This is a genomic window from Vibrio gangliei, from assembly GCF_026001925.1.
Taxonomy (GTDB): domain Bacteria; phylum Pseudomonadota; class Gammaproteobacteria; order Enterobacterales; family Vibrionaceae; genus Vibrio; species Vibrio gangliei.
Genome location: NZ_AP021869.1, coordinates 2,206,532 through 2,224,224 on the forward strand (window position 1 = coordinate 2,206,532; position 17,693 = coordinate 2,224,224).

Below are 17,693 nucleotides of genomic sequence, written 5' to 3' on the forward strand. Positions count from 1 at the left end.
ACTATTCAGTCAACGGAATTCAACTTCATGCTCAAGCAAACAAGCTACCCATTTTTTTCTTTCTTTTTATTAGCTTGGTTTCCTTTTAGTGCTTACGCTTTCACAGCAAGCTCAGGAAAGCAGATCGAATTATCTGGCAGTTATGCCACCTCTGGTGGTGAAGCGACCTACTCTATCCCAATTCACATCCCTAATGGTAGAAAGGATTTAACTCCAAAGTTAAGCTTAGACTATCGTAGTGATTCCCCTAATGGCCATTTTGGATTGGGTTGGAGCTTATCAGAGCAATCAAGCATTACTCGCTGCGGACAAAATTTAGAAAAAGATAAAAAATGGGGAGGCGTTAATTTTAATACTAATGATCGATATTGTCTGGATGGCCAAAGGTTAATCGCTATCTCAGGTAAAGCGGGCGCTAACCTAACTGAATATAGACTCGAGCAAAATGGCTATCAAAAAATTGTCTCTTACGGGCAAACTGGTGGCAATGGACCGGCTTACTTTAAAATATGGAAAACCGATGGTTCCATCTATCAATATGGCAACACCTCAGATTCAAGAGTAGAGTTACCTAATCAATCGCTGGTTTATAAGTGGTCGCTCAATCAAATTGCCGATAGCAGCAACAACACCATTAACTATAAATATGAAGAAAATAAGACTAATGGCACTCATAGATTAAGTACCATCGCTTATGTAGGTGGAAAAGTCTTATTCAATTATCAAGACCGCACAGATAAAATTTCACAGTATTTATTTGGTAGTAAGCTGCAACGTACCGCAAGAATCAATCAAGTTGTCATATACGATTCACAGGGCACTACGATTGGACGTTACAATCTTCGTTATCAATCATCTTCGACTACTCAACGTAGCCAAATTCAATCTATCGAATATTGTTCAGCCAATAATAACTGCAGCACACCCATTCAATTTTCTTGGAATAACTCATCGATTTATCGCTCTCAAAGAACAACCAAAAGCTTAGACTTTGCCGATGTGCGATTTTTTGATCATGACCGAAATGGATCTTTATCGGCTTACGGAACCAAACCATGCACTTACGAACAGGGATGTCCATTTCAAGTGATATCGCCATTTGGTGGTAATGGGCAAAAAACCGCTAGCAAGCAAGGCTTTGCTCTGGTTAATAGCTTAAATTCCCCTTCAATTGCAATACAAAGCTACAGCTATAAAACTGTCTGTAAAACTGTCTCTGCGGGGCAACGCCATGATAGAACAGTATGCAGTGAACAATTACAAGGTAATAAACTACCTTATTCTTACATGCCCAATGCAGATGGAAATTTAGTCAAATTTGAAGGCGAGAAATTTGCTGCCGATTTAAATGGCGATGGTAAGCAAACTTTGTCTTCTTATCCTGGAGGTACGAATCAACCCACATTAGGTGTTTTTGATATTGATAACGATGGAAAAGACGATTACTACAGTCAAAGTGGTGATAAATTAATCTTTTATTTATCTAGCAAAAACCATGCGCCATACACACTAGATACGAATTTAAGTTCCATCAAAAAAATCGCTTTTGGTGACATAAATAATGATGGTTATTTAGATTTTGTTTTATTAAATTCAAATACTTTTTATATTTACCTTTTCAATGGCAAACAATTTATTCGTACTGCCTCTTACCAAACCAATTCCACCATAATATCTCCTGAAAAAATCGCCTTAATAGACAATAATGCCGATGGTTACCCAGAGCTCTATTACAACAATAAATTTTACCTCAACCACTTTGGTAATATCAGTTTTACCTCATACGTGGATCAACTCAATGACGTAACTCAATCAGAAGATGTCAATTCCGACGGTTTTCCCGATTACGTACAATCAAAAGACAATAAATTATCTCTGGTGACTTCCAAGCCTTATGCTCAAGATAAAATCAATAAAATAGAAGAACACAATGTAGAATATCGACTCACCTACAAACCAGCGTCGGACACATCAGTTCACCGTCAAATAGCGTATTATCAATACCCTATAGTCAATTCAACACCTACTCGTTATCTCATATCTGATGTCGTTAAGTCCCCGAAAGGCTATGCTAGCACTACCTATAATTATTACTATGAAGGCGCTAAATCTCACTTAGCTGGTGGTGGATTTCTTGGATTTTTACGAATCTCTGAAACGGAAAGTGGGGCCATTGAAACGAAAACCGTTACCGAGTTTGAGCAACTTTCATTGCCATTAGCTGGCAAGATCAAATCAACCAAAGTCTATAAAAATAAAAAACTCGTTAGTGAAAACTCATACACTTATCAAGTCAACACTAAAACTGGTGCCCATGCGAAATATTATCAAGTGTATGCCAAAGCCGTCACTAAAAAGCAGTACGGCCTAAACAATAACACTATTGAACGACAAGAGGTCACCAATCGAACCGTTAATACCTTTGGCCAAGTGACTAAAGAAACGACGACTCTATCAAGCAATCTAAGCAATACGGGTAATTACACCACACAAACCATCAATAGTTATCTTGCTAATGGCATCACTAATAATCATGTCATTTATAACATTGATACAACCAGTGGCATCAGTAACTTCAACACACTCGTTAATACCTATGAAGCTGGGCTAACACGTTATTGCGCGGCGAATGGCGATATTTATTTCAAACCCAATGATTTAATCGTGCTGATTTCCGGTGAAATTGACACACCGATCGTGGTACAAAAATACAACCAATACTTTAAATACCAACAATCCTCATCAACAACCAATGCCAGTGATGTCACCTCAAAACAAGGCTCAATTGTCTCAACCACAGCAACAACGTTTAATAATGCCAATCCTCAATCTTGCGGTCATTATGTCCAAGGTGATTTTAACCAAGACGGCAAAATTGAATTTAGTACTGAAAGTAAAAATATCACCCAACTCGTTACCGAATCTGGCGATAATTTCTGGAAACTCGGCGCATTAACTAAATCAACCTCAAGTATCACCGACACTCTAAACAATCGCTCAAAATCCACCACTGACACGTTTTCTTACAATAGCCAAGGTCTTGTTATAGCCCAAACCACCAAGAGTTCAAGTTATGAATCAGATGCCAATATATCTGATGGCGGTAAATGGCTCACTCGCAATTATCGCTACGATAGCAAGGGTAACGTCACAGAAGAAGCACTATCAGGCAGTGATTTACCAACCAGAAAAACCACGATTACTTATGATTCTCAAAGTTTATATCCGACAAGCTCCCAAAATGCGCTCGGGCATAGAACACAATTTACCTATGATGATCAAGGGCGATTAATCAAAACCATTAGCCCACTTAAAAACCGAACCACAACTTATCATTACGATGAGTTTGGCCGACAAATCAGTGAAACCAATCCAGGGCTCAATAACACCACTAAGCAAGTTTATAAACTCAGTGCGGCTTGCCCTAACGCTATTTCGAGCACAACAAGCTGCGAAATCATCAAGCTACCAGCAGGTGGTCAAGTCATTACGCATTTTGACTACGCTGGTCGAGAAGTACGTAAACTTCATACCGCGTTTAATGGCAAATTGGTGACAGTGGACACTCTATGGGATCGCAACGGCCGCAAAATTCAAGTCACTCGTCCCCAATTTATTACGAATACTAAACCTGCGCCTAAAGTCACATTTAAATACGATGACCTTGATAGAGAAATAGAAAAATCCGAACCTGCGGCCAATGGATCACGCGCTGTTTTTAAAACTAACTACTCCGGGTTAAAAACCACCATTGTGGATGCAAGAGGTTTCTCACACAGCACGCAATCGAATCTACTTGGCCATATATTACGTAAAGATGAGCCACTAGGTGCTTATCAGCTCTATAGCTATTACCCAGATGGCAAGTTGCGCTCCAGTACTGATTCAAAAGGGAACATCACTCAAATTCGTTACGATAACTTAGGCTATCGTACCTATCTTGATGATCCTGATATGGGCAAATGGCAATACACTTATAATGCCGCGGGAGAATTAATTTACAAAAAAGACGCCAATAATAATGTCACCACCATCAGTTATGACGCTTTAGGAAGAAAAACCAAGCAAATTGAAAATGGTCAGCAATCCACTTGGCGCTACGATGAACGCGGCGCAATCGGTACGCTATCTGGCTTCTCTGGCAATGGCAGCCAGACTGACTACTTCTATAATGAGAGTGGACTAAACGAAGAAATCGCCGTCACAATAGGGAATGAAAAATTTAGTACTCATTACTTTTATGATGGCTTTGAGCGAGTAGCACGCGAAGTCAGACCTAATGGTATTGATAATACGCTGATCGGTACTGCCAATCGCATTTCCAATAAAAATAATCCGACAGATAGGCTAGCGGTTGAATATATTTACAACCCAAATGGTTACATGTCTGCCGTGCGTAGCCCCAAAACCTATGCCGATGACATGTTCACTAGCGCGAGCTTCCGTGAGGACATTCGTCAATTGCTACAACAGGCAATAACACAAGCCAATCAATACCTACAAAAAGCGGAAAAGTACGCCACACAACAAAGCTTTTTTACTAATAAAGCCAACGAATACAACAAGAAAACCGTCAACGTCAATAACCTTGATAGTTCATCAGCAGCCTTGTTAGGTAATGGCTATCGCTATAAACAATGGTGCAATAACCAAGGTGAATGCTACCTTCGCCCTGCCACTTGGGTGATTTTGCATGATGATGTTTCCATTCCTTTAGACATCACCTTAGATGGAGCCATCTATCGTTTAAACAAAGCGTTATCAAATAGCAGTAAGACAGGAGTTAGAAACTACAACACCACGCTGCATTCTGTCTCAAAAACAGAATTTGATAGCCAAAGCCTAACGCCTTCCACTGATTTAGTGTTAGCCGATTACGATAAAAATGGTCAACAGGATCTGGTCAGTACTTCGGAAGTGTATGCCGCGAAGGCCGATGGACAAACACGCGAAGAATTACTGTTTGCAGCCGATGATCTCTCAGAAGCAGCCAACATTGCTGGTAGTTATTATCGCTTATACACCGACTTAGCCAATCAATTGATCAACCTTTCTGAAAAGGTCGCCGAACTCAGTGGGTTATATTGTGAAGCATCTGCTCAACTGGGTGGTACATTTGTTGATGACAGCCAACGTAAAAAATGCGCCGACAGCAATCAAACCAGCCAAGCGGATCATCTTAACTTAATTTTAACCCAATCAGAGTTAGAAGATTCAACCAATAACCCTGCTTATATCTATTATTGGCAACGCCGAGACACCGATGCTTATGATCACACCCTATCTGAAACGTTAGGTAACGGCTTGGTCAATACCTACAACCACAACCCAAATACTGGCCGCCCAGATTACATATCCACCCACAGAGCCAATACGCTGGTTAACCCTAAATTAAGCGCTACTGTCTCATCAGAGCGCAACATTAGGCAGTTATATTACCGCTATGATAATCACAATAACGTAGTTTATCGTGAAGATGATCAATTAGGCATCACGGATCAATGGCAATACGACGGCCTAGACCGGGTTACACGTAATAGCATCTCATTAGTAGATAGAGCCCGTCATGGCTTGAATAACCCAGATCTGCAATCAACTTATGAATACCGCTACGACAACCTAGGTAACATCACCTTTAAAACCGGTATCGGGAATTATCACTACACTAATAACGGCGCGGGTCCGCATGCTGTCACTAGCGCAAATGGTTTGATTTATACTTATGACAGTAACGGCAACATGCTCAGCGCAAAAGCCACTAATGCCACCAATAATACCGCTGAACGCACCCTCACTTGGACAGCCTTTAACAAACCAAGCAAGATAACTCGCAACGGTAAAACGGTCGAATTTTTCTACGATGCTAATCACAACCGCTACAAGAAAAAATCCAGTGATGGCAAAGAAACGGTTTACCTTGGCAAATACTATGAACGCGTCAAAAACACCGTTACAGGCGAAGTGCAAAACCAACATTTTGTCTTTGCAGATGGTAAGTTAATCGCCTTAAACACCCAAACCCAAGACGCAGACAATAAACTTAAAGACAAACAAATCCGCTACTTGCATTACGATGCATTAAACTCGGTCGACATGGTAACAGATGGCTATGGGTTAATTGTCGAACGTAGAAGTTACGATACTTGGGGCAAGCAACGTAAAGTCACATGGCAAGATAACGACCCACTGGCCGTCGCTCAAGCGGCCATCACCAATCGAGGATACACAGGCCACGAAGAAATCACTGAAATTGGCTTAATTCATATGAATGGCCGAGTTTATGATCAAGAACTAGCGAGATTTATTAGTCCAGATCCACATATTCAATCACCATTTTTGACCAATAGTTTTAACCGCTATACTTATGCTATGAATAACCCGTTAAAATACAATGACCCGACTGGTTTTTTCTGGGGAGAGAATGCCGGAACATGTAATGTCGATGGTAGTAATCGTGATTTAAAAGGAAATAAAACTGGACGATGGGACAATGGTAATAATAAAGATGCACAAAAGAAAAATTCCACTTCGAATAGTGAACAGCTCAATAGCTCTCAACAAAAAAATAGAGTTATTGATGATAAAGAATACGCTGACTTGAAGGGAGGACAATTTGTAGCTGATGATAATCAAAATCTCAACACCAGCGGACCAATACAAGGTAAATATAGAACCATAGAACAAGATGAAAGTGTAGAACAATCACTTAATAGTGATTTAAAAAAGGCTAAGCAAGGTGAGCTACCCTCAACAGTTGTAACTGATACCGTAGGAGTAATATCTGAGGCCCTAGCACCAAAACCACTAAAACCTGCCGTAGCAGCCATAAACCTTGCCATTGCAAGCACAGAAGATGTTCCAGTAGAAAGAGTGGGCTATACTGGCGTAACATACAAGGTAATGGAAAGAGAAGCTATTCAATTTTCAGATGGAACCACTTACACAAGAGGCCCTAAAATAGATACAGGGCGAAGAGTGACACATCTTTTTAAAACTAATGCAAAGAGATCTAAAATTAATGTAAGAGATTTTGAAAGAAGAAACATAGATCCAACAATACCCTCACAAGTACATTATAAATTTTAAGAGGAAATTATGAACAAGTTCATTTTCATCATATTACTCATATCCTTCAACGCTTACTCAAAAAGCGAATACAATATAGTAGATCAACCTTACTTAGAATCAAAACTAAGCTGTGACAATATTAAAAACAAAGTCAACTTATGCTTTATAGAATCAAAAGAGCATTATGATTTCAAAAGCTTCATATTTACATTTAGAATAGAATTGAAAATCAAAGAAAACGAGTTGGAAAAAACAATTCAAGCAGCCGCAGATCAAATCTCATTAAGCTTAAACCCTTTAACAGCAGAGTTTTATAAAAACAACTCATTCTTAATCACTAATTTAAAATCAAAAAAAATGAAATTGGAAGATGCTATAGTTGAGTTAAAAGTAACAAACAACAATAAAAACTACACAGCATACATGTATCCTAAAAAAAATAAAAACGGAAATATATCATTAATTAGTAACTTTTTCACAGGCAATCATGATGCATTAGAAAAATTAAAATTCAATTGCAAATTAGTAAAATCAACACCTCTTTCTGATGAAGAGTCTATTGATGATGCTTGCAGACCATACAATTCAAATATAACAAATTAAGAACAAGTAGATACCAACATGAAAAACTCCATAAAATTAATCCCCAAGAGTGACATAATGAAAAAATACATGTTAGTTTTTACTTTAATTATATTTCCCATAACCAGCTTTTCTCAAACAACTCTTAGCGGTTATAGAAATATAAAGCTTATAGGTTGCCACAAAGGAGATAACACCTGTTATGTTACTATCGATGGTGAGAAAGTTGGACCTACTGCATGCCAAAGCGATTCATTACGCTGGAATACCGAAAAAGATGCAAATGGAAAAGAAATATTTTCATTACTCAACGCTGCTTTTTTCTCAGGTAAAAAAGTATCCTTTGCTGTATCTGACTCCTGTTATTTATATCAGGATGCTTTTCCAACTTTTAATTATATAAATATTTCGAATTAACCAACAAGGAAATCAAACATGAAGAAGTTTCTCACATTCCTAATGGCCACATTAATACCATCCCATTCTTTTGCTGGATCTCAAACTGGAGTTATAACAAACTTAACGGTGAGAGCCAGTGACGGATTGATTTACTTTTACATGAATGGCGAGACTAAGAATAAACCTGAATGTGCCACTTATAATTATTGGATGATCAGAGATGAAAACTCCAATACTGGTAAACAACAATATTCTTTACTTTTAAGTGCTTTTGCATCGCAAACTAAAGTCACTGTCGAAGGTATGAATTCTTGCATTCGCTGGAAGGATGGCGAAGATATTAATGTCATTAGAGCATATAAATAACATGAAAAATGAAGGTGTAATATGTTAAAAATCATAATGCTTATAATTATCACCATTTCTCTATCAATAAAAAGCTTTGCAGCTAATCTTGCATGTAGTGACAACCTCGGTGGTTTTTGTACTTATACTGGAAAAATAGAACGAGTATATGTAAATGACAATAACTTAATATTAATTTATTTTGAATCACCTCTTTCCAGTTCAGAGGTTTCAAAATCAGGTCTGAATGTAACTAAATATGAAGCAGCCGCCTATAAACTTACTGACAACCCAGATTTCGCTAAATTATTTTATTCTACAGCCCTCACAGCCCAATCGACACAAAAAACCATTTCAATACAAATGTATGACGTATTATCTGGCTACTTAAAATTTGATCGAATTTGGCTAAACCCACAATAATCAGAGTTTTCCTGTGAATAAATTCATTTTTCTAATACTTTCCTTTTTAGTAAGCTTCACTGTTAATGCTGAAATATTGCATACATCTTCCGGAACCATCACTCAGCTTATTACTTATGATGATGTAGGAGCGCAAGAGCGGTTCGAAGGTGCTGATGTAGTTGCATTTTTTGATACTGGCATTACTACATGCCCTAATGGTGTATGGATATCTCCAGATGCCCCAGGATATTCAACCATAGTATCGTTTCTGCTAACTGCTTACACGACTAAATCTAATATTGAATTTCAAATATATGACGATCAGATTTGGTTTGGTTCCAAACTAAATAAAATGTGTAAAATTGACGCTATATGGATGAAATAAAAACTTTTCATTTCAACTAAAAATAATAACTTATAATTTTTGAAGAGATCGTGGTGAAAGCTGCGGTCTCTTTTTCGTTTATCGAAGCTCGGGCGCTGCGCTGCTCGTAACTCGAAAAAGATGAAAAGAAAAAGCAATCATGAGGGATAAGTAAGCGAAGCGACCAAGCAGCGAAGCGACCAAGCAGCGAAGCGACCAAGCAGCGAAGCGACCAAGCAGCGAAGCGACCAAGCAGCGAAGCGACCAAGCAGCGAAGCGACCAAGCAGCGAAGCGACCAAGCAGCGAAGCGACCAAGCAGCGAAGCGACCAAGCAGCGAAGCGACCAAGCAGCGAAGCGACCAAGCAGCGAAGCGACCAAGCAGCGAAGCGACCAAGCAGCGAAGCGACCAAGCAGCGAAGCGACCAAGCAGCGAAGCGACCAAGCAGCGAAGCGACCAAGCAGCGAAGCGACCAAGCAGCGAAGCGACCAAGCAGCGAAGCGACCAAGCAGCGAAGCGACCAAGCAGCGAAGCGACCAAGCAGCGAAGCGACCAAGCAGCGAAGCGACCAAGCAGCGAAGCGACAAGCAGCGAAGCGACCAAGCAGCGAAGCGACCAAGCAGCGAAGCGACCAAGCAGCGAAGCGACCAAGCAGCGAAGCGACCAAGCAGCGAAGCGACCAAGCAGCGAAGCGACCGTTAATCATTAGAAAAACTAATCCAAACCATTGATTTTCATCTTGTGAAAATACTCACATTTTTATTGCTGACTTTCCCCTTTAACTCTACTATCCCCGCCGCAATTATTTTGGCTCTAGAAGCCACTTTCTTCCGTGTTCATTGATTGTTTTTGTGGAGTAACAACATGTCTGCGCCTTTTAGTTTCGCCAAACTTACCTTCTTGATTGCTATCTTGGCAGCCGTGGGTCAAATGACGCAAACCATGTACGTCCCATCAATGGGTTACATGGCGCAAGAGTTCCATGTTTCAGCGGCCGCAATGCAGGCCGTCATGGCGTGTTATTTGATCCCTTATGGATTATCACAATTTATTTATGGGCCTTTATCGGATCGTCTTGGTCGTCGCCCAATTATTTTGGCCGGCCTTGCGGTGTACATTATCGGCTCTTTAGTGGCGCTATTTTCTCATAACTTCAGCTTATTCTTAGTGGGTAGTTTTATCCAAGGTATGGGGATTGGCTGTGGTGGTGCGATGGCGCGTACGTTAAGCCGTGACTGCTTTTCAGGCCCTCAGCTGCATAAAGTCAACAGCCTGATCAGCATGTGCTTAATGTTTTCACCGTTGATGGCTCCCTTATTAGGCGGCTTTTTAACTGAAATCTTTCACTGGCGTAGCAGTTACTTATTCTTGGCACTGTTTAGCATTGGTGTGACCATTATTATGTTCACTCACATGACGGAAACACTGCCAAAAGCATCACGTCGTTACGATTCTGTCGCCACCAGCTACCGTTATGTACTGGGTAATCGCCAATTCCAAGGGTACTTATTGTGCTTAGTGGCGACCTTTGCGGGTGTTGCACTATTTGAAGCGGCGGCGGGAGTATTACTAGGCGGTAAACTAAAACTGCCAGCAACTACGGTGAGCTTGCTGTTTATTGTGCCGATCCCGGGCTATTTATTAGGGGCAGCGATGTCGAGCTGGATTGCGTCTCGTCACTCTGAAAAGCGCGCCCTGAATTTTGGCCTAGTGGCGATTGCGATCGGCGCACTAGTCATTTTCATTCCTGGCGTATTTGGCTATACCAATGCGGTGAGCCTTGTGGGTGGCGCAACCATTTATTTCTTAGGCGCTGGCGTGCTATTCCCAGCGGCAACAACCGGAGCGATTTCGCCATTCCCATACCACGCAGGGACAGCGGGAGCACTATTGGGTGGTATTCAAAACTTTGGCGCAGGACTAGCGACACTGATTGCCGCGATGATCCCAGCACAAAACCAAATGCCACTTGGCGCACTGATGCTCGCGATGGCGTTGTTGGCGGTGTTAGGCTTGTATCGTGTTAACAAAACACCTATCTCGCCAGATGCCTTGGGTGCCGCTCACTAATACGCATAATCAAAGCAATAATAAAGCCCTGCCAATACAATATATTGGCAGGGCTTTTTGCTATCTTGATTGAGCTGAAATTAATTAAACAAGGACTTAAACCAGCCGACTGGGTTATTGCTGCAATCTTTTTGTTTGAGTAAGCCTTTTGGATCCCACTGAGGTAATTCAATATCCCCACCACAGAAGTCTTCTACATAACCACCCGCCTGAGTTTGATCGAATTTGGCCGTACTGATTTCTCTTGGCCAAGGCAAAGTGAGACGCTCCGGCGCACGCTGTGCCAAGTAATTAGCGTAAGTTTGTAATGAGCCACTTGCTCCGGTTAATTTGGTCGGCTTGTTGTCATCACGCCCTGTCCAAATCGTAACGACCTCACGGCCATCAACACCCACAAACCAACTATCACGGCTGTCATTACTGGTTCCTGTTTTCGCCGCCAATGTCGCCCACCCGTATTTACCTTGCAGCGAACGGCTAGTGCCTTCTGTCACCACTTTTTTCATGATGTAAGTGGTTAGCCAAGCTGCTTGTTGTGGTACTTGCTGCGAGGCACGCGGAATGCTTTCGTACAGTACATTGCCATCCACATCCATCACGGTACGCAGGGCGGTTAATGGTGCACGCTTACCTGAGTTGGTAATGGTTTGGAACATTTGTGACACTTGGTACGGCGTCAATGAAAATGAACCTAAGAACATAGACGGTACAGGACGGATCTCTTGCTTATCTATGCCAAGCTTAGTCAAGGTTTCCATCACCGCCGGAATGCCGAGCTGCATGCCTAAATTCACCGTCGGCACGTTCAACGATTTTGCCATCGCTTGATACAAAGGCACTTCGCCACGGAATTTGCGATCATAGTTTTGCGGCGACCACGTTTGTCCTTGCTCATTTTTTAGCGTGATCGGTTTATCTTGAATCGTAGTGCCTAGATTGTATTTCTCCGGTTGCTCTAATGCGGTCAGATACACAGATGGCTTCACCAAGGAGCCAATTTGACGGCTAGCACTCAGTGCACGGTTAAAGCCATCAAAACCGCTGTCTCGACCACCAATCATGGCGCGAATTTCACCCGTATGACGATCCACTGCCACCACGGCGGTTTGCAAACCTTTACCCGAACGTTGCTCTAATTGCGGCAGCGTTTTATTGACCGCTTGTTCTAAATAAGCCTGAGAAACAGGATCTAAGGTCGTGAATAAACGTAACCCGGTATCCGATTTAAACTTATCGCCCACTTTATCTTTAAGTTCACGTTGCAATTGCTCAAAGTACGCAGGTTGGCGTTTACCTAAGTGCGGATTTTTTTGCAGATCCAATTCTCGACTCGCCGCCTCACCAAACTGAGATGCGGTTAAGATATTTTGCTGCATCATCAATTCCAGCACCAGATCACGACGATCTTTAGTTCGCTCAGGGTGACGAATTGGGTTGTAATACGACGGCCCTTTCACCATACCCACCAGCATCGCCAGTTGATCAATGCGCAATTCTTGAATTGGCTGACCAAAATAATAACGTGAGGCCAGCGCAAAACCGTGGATCGCTTCACCACCGTTTTGCCCTAAATACACCTCGTTTAGGTAAGCTTCTAAAATGCGATCTTTACTAAAACGATAATCCAAAATAATGGCAATATAGGCTTCTTTAAACTTACGCCATAAGGTCTTTTCACTGCTTAAAAATAAGTTCTTAGCCAATTGCTGAGTTAGCGTACTGCCACCTTGCACCGCACGACCCGCTTTTAAGTTCACTAAAAAAGCGCGTGCAATCGCCACGGGAGAGACGCCGCCATGCTCGTAAAAATGACGGTCTTCGGTTGAAATCAAGGCTTCTACCATTTCAGGCGGGAATTGATCCAACTTTAAGAATAAACGCGTTTCTTGTTTTTGCGCTTCTAACATCCCTAGCATCTTAGGTTCAATGCGTAAGAAACCGAGATCGGCTTTCGAATCTAAAGATTGAATACGCTGCAAACCAGAATTATCAAAGTACAGCATCACATGGCGCGCCGGCTCGGGCCCATTTTCAAACGTGAATGGACGGCGGATCAATTCGATCTTGGTTGACGAGGCTGAGTACTCACCTTCACGGATAGGATTTGCCACTTTGCGATAATTGAGAACATCCAATTCTTGACGAACTTGAGTAATGGTTTGGCTACTCCCCGGCTCGAGATTCATTACTCGGGCATAAACGACGGTGGGTAACTTAAATAATTGACCGGCAAAGCGCTCAGTCACAATGCCATTAAGATAGAAGCCTGCAGCAACCATCAAAGCAATAAACACAATACCGAGCTTCCAACCTATACCCCACAGCTTTTTCAGCCATGATGTCTGCTTCGCTGTTTTTTTCGTCGGCGTTTTTCGTCCTCTTGCCGGCCCGGCTTTACGACCAGAATTTGCTGAAGGTTTACGACGCGTTGTGGTCGGTTTCTTTGGTGTATTCAATTTTTGCCTTTCCTATGCCACGCACAACATATCCTCATGCCATGCGAATAAAATCTGTAATCAATTACGATGAAAAATGTCGCTTAGTTTTACTGGTCGCCACATGATTGGCCGGATCATCAGGCCAAATATGTTTAGGGTATCGACCTTTCATTTCTTTTTGCACTTCTTTATATGAACCTTGCCAAAAGCCAGCCAAATCTTGCGTTACTTGCAACGGACGTTGCGCGGGAGAGAGTAACTCTAACACCAATTTTTTACGTCCTTGTGCAATCAGCGGTGAATCGGATTCGCCAAACACTTCCTGCATTCGTACCGACAACACCGGCTCCGCACCTTGCTGGTAACGAATCGCCTTCTTAGTGCCGGTAGGCAGCCGATAATGCGTCGGTAGCCATTCATCTATCTGTTGATTCAACGGCCAACCCAAATACGCCGACAGCACTTGATGCATGTCGAGCGTTTTCAATTTCGCTATGCTATCTATTCCTACCATGTAAGGTTCAAGCCATTGTTCGAGATTTGCTAAAAGAATGTCATCACTCGCCCCAGGCCATTCATATTCCGGCAGCCACTCTTCAGCATTTTTCATTCGAATCAATAAATTACGACTGGTTTCATTCCAGGGCAGAATATCTAATCCTTTACGCCCAATATAGTTAAGCAGCGCTTTTTGTTTCATTGTCATGTCGAGATCATGAATAGGCTCACGCGTTAACACTAATGCACCGAAGCAACGCTGACGTTCTGCCATGATTTGGCCTTTTTGTTCATGCCAATCGACACTATCTTTAATTTCGATTTGATCACAGAACAAACGTTCAAATTCAGACAAATTCAAACTGACCGCGCGAAAAATCTGACTAGAACTCGAATGAGCGGTACGCATTACCTCAATCGCCACCAGCAAATCATCAGGCGATGAATTCAAATGAACCAACGGACTCTGCTCATCAATTTGCGCGCCGTGGCCATTTGCCAATAACAACTGATTTTGCTGAGCATGACGGGATTGATGCCGATATTGAGCAATTCGATCCGGAAAAGCCAATGCCGCACAGCTAGCAAGCAAATCGTCCTTCACTTGCCCGATTTGAAAACCCTCACCACAAGCCTGTGCAATTTGCTGACTACGACGTAACAATAATGAAGTTTTAGGATGTAAACCTTGCTGCCAGCGGTACCAATCGTGACGTAAATCTGCGCTGTTCTTTTCCGGCTCTTCCAGCATGGCTAAAACAGCGCATGCGGTATGAAAGTAAGATTCAGATAAGCCTTTCGCTCGCATTAACATGGCAGCAAAACGAGGGTCGACGCCCAAATGCTGACTAGACTGTGCCAAGCCGGTTAACTGCCCTTGCTCGTTAATCAATCCCAGTTGTTTGAGCAACCCTTGTGCTTGTTGTAAATTCGATTGTGGGGGCGTATCGAGCCAAGATAACGCATTAACATCATGAGCGCCCCATTGCAGTAGCTCCATTTGTAAGCGAGTCAGATCACTACGTAAAATTTCAGCACTGGGTTGTAATGGCTGACGTTTTAACGCCTCTTCGCTATATAAACGCACGCATACACCCGTTTCTAAACGCCCAGCACGACCCGCGCGTTGCTCGGCTGATGACTGGGCTATCATGGTTTTGTCTAGCTTGGTTATACCGGTTTTGGGATCAAAACTGGCCAATCGCTCTAAGCCAGAATCCACCACGATTCGAATCCCTTCAATGGTTAAACTGGTTTCGGCAATATTGGTCGCTAGCACCACTTTACGTCGCCCTAAGACTGCTGGCGCAATGGCCTGCTGCTGAGCTTTGTAATCAAGCTGACCATACAAAGGGCAAATGTCGACATTAGGTAAAGATAAGGATTCCAGCTTTTCTGCCAACTGACGAATCTCGCGAGTGCCGGGCAAGAACACCAACATCGAGCCTGATTCTTTTGTTAGCCAGTTGGGAATTAACTGCGTCAGTCTAGGCACGAGATGTTGGTTGGGCTGCAAAGGCGCATAATGATATTCGATAGGAAAGCCACGCCCTTGCGATTCAATATAACTCGCTTGCGGCAATAAGCCTTGCAGCGCGATTTGATCTAAGGTGGCCGACATCACAAGCAGGTGTAAATCATCCCGCAACGCTTGCTGCACTTCTAAGCAAAACGCCAATGCGGTATCGGCATGAATACTGCGTTCATGAAATTCATCAAAGATCACCATATCGATCCCGTTTAATTCCGGATCGGACTGGATCATGCGCGCCATCACCCCTTCGGTGACAATTTCTAACCGAGTCTTCCCACTCACCTTAGACTCACCACGCACACGAAAGCCCACGGTTTCCCCGACTTTTTCTCCGAGTTGGCTAGCCAAATATTGGGCAATATTACGCGCCGCTAATCGCCTCGGTTCCATCATGATGATTCTGCCGCGAATGCCACTGGTCTCAACCGATGCTTGCAACAATGCTTTCGGTAAATAAGTGGATTTACCCGCACCCGGCGCAGCTTTTAAGATGACTTGATTATTTGAGCGTATCGCCGCCATAAGATCCGTCATTACCGATTGAATAGGAAGCTGTTGTGACAAGCGCAAATCCTTATGTCATGATGATTGGACGCTGATTCTACCCAATTAATATAAGAGCATCAAAACCCAACATGATTTTTTCACCACCGCTGCAACCTGCCACTTTGATCAAACGTTATAAACGCTTCCTTACTGATGTGACTTTGCCGAATGGCGAGGTAAAAACCATGCATTGTGCGAACACGGGTGCGATGACAGGATGCGCCGACGTTGGCAATCAAATTTGGTATTCAACCTCAGATAACCTCAAGCGCAAATACCCTAATAGTTGGGAGCTGTCGGTCAACCCGCAAGGTGACATGATTTGTATCAACACCGCCCGCGCCAATGCCCTTGTGGTCGAAGCCATCGAAAAACAACGCATTGCAGAACTAACCGGGTACGATGTATTACGCACGGAAGTGAAATATGGCAATGAAAACAGCCGCATTGATATTTTACTGCAAGACGATAATCGCTCTGATTGCTACATCGAAGTCAAAAGCGTCACCTTGCTGCAACCCGAATACGGCGCAGGACAAGGCTTTTTCCCAGATGCCGTCACCACTCGCGGACAAAAACATTTGCGCGAATTGATAGAAATGGTTGAGCAAGGTCACAGAGCAGTACTTTTTTTTGCTGTTTTACACACAGGTATTGAAAAAGTCTCTGCCGCTCACCATATAGATGCAGATTATTCACAACTTTTAAAGCAGGCCAAAGAAGCCGGTGTCGAGGTGATTTGCTACCAAGCGGATATATCACCGCAACAAATAGAATTACGCGCAGCCATTGAGTTTATTGACTAAACTGTGTGGAAAATAAAATCTTCTGACCAAGGTTCACATTCACTAATTTATTTGTTTGCCAAGCCAGATTCTTTCTGCTATATGTACCGCCCTTATTAACCAGCCTAGGTTAACAAGAGCAAGTAGGAGCGCTGTATGCCAGAACTAAACAAGAAAAAAACGCTAGGCATTCTAGCCATTGCGGGTGTTGAGCCATACCAGGAAAAATCCGGTGAAGAATACATGTCACCAGAGCAAATGGCTCACTTTACAAAAATTTTAAAAGCATGGCGTGACCAGCTTCATGAAGAAGTAAACCGCACCATGAGCCACATGAAAGACGAAGCAGCGAACTTCCCAGATCCAGTTGACCGTGCGTCACAAGAAGAAGAGTTCAGCTTAGAGTTGCGTAACCGTGACCGTGAACGTCGTCTTATCAAAAAAATCGAAAAAACTTTGATGAAAATTGAAGATGACGATTTTGGTTTCTGTGAATCTTGCGGCATCGAAATCGGTATTCGCCGCCTTGAAGCAAGACCAACTGCAGACCTTTGCATCGACTGTAAAACCCTTGCTGAGCTGAAAGAAAAGCAAATGCAAGGCTAAGTAACACATCAAAACGCCCCTAACGCTAGGGGCGTTTTACTTTAGAAAGAACC

Annotated in this window: 12 protein-coding genes; 9 read left to right on the plus strand and 3 right to left on the minus strand. The window is 42.6% G+C overall.

The genetic code is table 11. The features are described from left to right. Window positions 1–27: 27 nt before the first annotated feature. Genes Vgang_RS10180 through Vgang_RS10205 form a run of 6 tightly spaced genes read left to right on the plus strand, consistent with a single transcriptional unit; the run spans window position 28 to window position 9,184 of the window. Window positions 28–7,086, plus strand: coding sequence for an RHS repeat-associated core domain-containing protein (locus Vgang_RS10180; RefSeq protein ID WP_105900745.1), 7,059 nt, complete (start codon window positions 28–30; stop codon window positions 7,084–7,086). 9 nt (window positions 7,087–7,095) lie between these two features. Next, window positions 7,096–7,671 (plus strand): hypothetical protein, encoded by a 576-nt coding sequence (locus Vgang_RS10185; protein WP_105900744.1) that lies wholly within the window; start codon window positions 7,096–7,098, stop codon window positions 7,669–7,671. A gap of 57 nt (window positions 7,672–7,728) precedes the next feature. Continuing rightward, entirely contained in the window at window positions 7,729–8,067 is a 339-nt protein-coding gene (locus Vgang_RS10190) for a hypothetical protein (protein WP_157945980.1), read from the plus strand. An 18-nt stretch (window positions 8,068–8,085) separates the two neighbouring features. Further along, on the plus strand, window positions 8,086–8,415 hold the full coding sequence (locus Vgang_RS10195; RefSeq protein WP_105900742.1) for a hypothetical protein: 330 nt from the start codon (window positions 8,086–8,088) through the stop codon (window positions 8,413–8,415). A 21-nt stretch (window positions 8,416–8,436) separates the two neighbouring features. Then, complete coding sequence (locus tag Vgang_RS10200) at window positions 8,437–8,817, plus strand: hypothetical protein (protein ID WP_105900741.1); 381 nt, start codon at window positions 8,437–8,439, stop codon at window positions 8,815–8,817. Window positions 8,818–8,830: 13 nt separating this feature from the next. Further along, on the plus strand, window positions 8,831–9,184 hold the full coding sequence (locus Vgang_RS10205) for a hypothetical protein (protein WP_105900740.1): 354 nt from the start codon (window positions 8,831–8,833) through the stop codon (window positions 9,182–9,184). A 16-nt stretch (window positions 9,185–9,200) separates the two neighbouring features. Here the strand turns inward: Vgang_RS10205 and Vgang_RS10210 are convergent, their stop codons facing one another. After that, window positions 9,201–9,869 (minus strand): hypothetical protein, encoded by a 669-nt coding sequence (locus tag Vgang_RS10210; RefSeq protein ID WP_264923426.1) that lies wholly within the window; start codon window positions 9,867–9,869, stop codon window positions 9,201–9,203. A gap of 158 nt (window positions 9,870–10,027) precedes the next feature. Between Vgang_RS10210 and emrD the strand changes: the two genes are divergently transcribed. Further along, complete coding sequence (emrD, locus tag Vgang_RS10215; RefSeq protein ID WP_105900738.1) at window positions 10,028–11,233, plus strand: multidrug efflux MFS transporter EmrD; 1,206 nt, start codon at window positions 10,028–10,030, stop codon at window positions 11,231–11,233. Between the two features lie 80 nt (window positions 11,234–11,313). Here the strand turns inward: emrD and mrcB are convergent, their stop codons facing one another. Both mrcB and hrpB read right to left on the minus strand, forming a co-directional pair. Then, window positions 11,314–13,689 (minus strand): penicillin-binding protein 1B, encoded by a 2,376-nt coding sequence (gene mrcB / locus Vgang_RS10220; RefSeq protein WP_105900737.1) that lies wholly within the window; start codon window positions 13,687–13,689, stop codon window positions 11,314–11,316. A 64-nt stretch (window positions 13,690–13,753) separates the two neighbouring features. Next, entirely contained in the window at window positions 13,754–16,267 is a 2,514-nt protein-coding gene (hrpB, locus tag Vgang_RS10225) for an ATP-dependent helicase HrpB (protein ID WP_264923427.1), read from the minus strand. A gap of 71 nt (window positions 16,268–16,338) precedes the next feature. Here hrpB and sfsA point away from each other — a divergent pair, with 71 nt between their 5' ends. Then, window positions 16,339–17,055 (plus strand): DNA/RNA nuclease SfsA, encoded by a 717-nt coding sequence (gene sfsA / locus Vgang_RS10230; RefSeq protein ID WP_105900736.1) that lies wholly within the window; start codon window positions 16,339–16,341, stop codon window positions 17,053–17,055. A 135-nt stretch (window positions 17,056–17,190) separates the two neighbouring features. After that, window positions 17,191–17,640: an RNA polymerase-binding protein DksA gene (gene dksA, locus Vgang_RS10235; RefSeq protein WP_105900735.1), complete on the plus strand. Its 450-nt coding sequence runs from the start codon at window positions 17,191–17,193 to the stop codon at window positions 17,638–17,640. The last annotated feature ends 53 nt before the right edge of the window (window positions 17,641–17,693 follow it).